At 66.3% G+C, this 486-nt stretch carries 1 pseudogene; it reads right to left on the reverse strand.

From position 1 onward, the window contains the following. A pseudogene (locus tag P3H15_RS54555) lies at positions 1 to 484 on the reverse strand (IS21 family transposase); the annotation flags it as partial. Positions 485 to 486: the final 2 nt, after the last annotated feature.

A 486-nucleotide genomic window follows, 5' to 3' on the forward strand; every position in this document is an offset into this window, starting at 1 on the left:
CCACCCGGTAGCGTGACCATGCCAGCCAGGCGCAGAACAACAGGGTCGAGCGCAGGACTCCGCCGGGCCCGGGTACCTTCGGGCCCTCACCCCAGTCGAATTGCATCCACAGTCCGGGTTCGGTGATCCAAGGTCGGTAGGTGCGGCGGTGCCCGGCCTGCCATGCGGCTTTCGCATCCGCGACGGCGCGTCGGGTGGTGCGTTCGGTGCCGTCGAAACCGAGAGCGACGAGGCGTTCGTGGACGATGTCGGCGCGGACCTTGCCTTTGCTGCGCTCGACCCATTGCTCGATCTGAGGTAGATGCTCGTCGATGATGCGTGGTCGCCGCGACGGGCCGGTCACCGGCATCCCGTCGTCACGGGCGGCGACATAGCGTCGGACGGTTTTCGGATCGACCCCGGCCAGCTGCGCTGCGGAGTGTGCACTGCCCGTGGTGTCGTAGGCCTCGAGAATTTCCATGATGTCCCTGTCAGACTTCTTCATGC

Origin of the sequence: Rhodococcus sp. T2V, assembly GCF_029269925.1 — a bacterium.
In the GTDB taxonomy this organism is placed as follows: domain Bacteria; phylum Actinomycetota; class Actinomycetes; order Mycobacteriales; family Mycobacteriaceae; genus Rhodococcus_F; species Rhodococcus_F koreensis.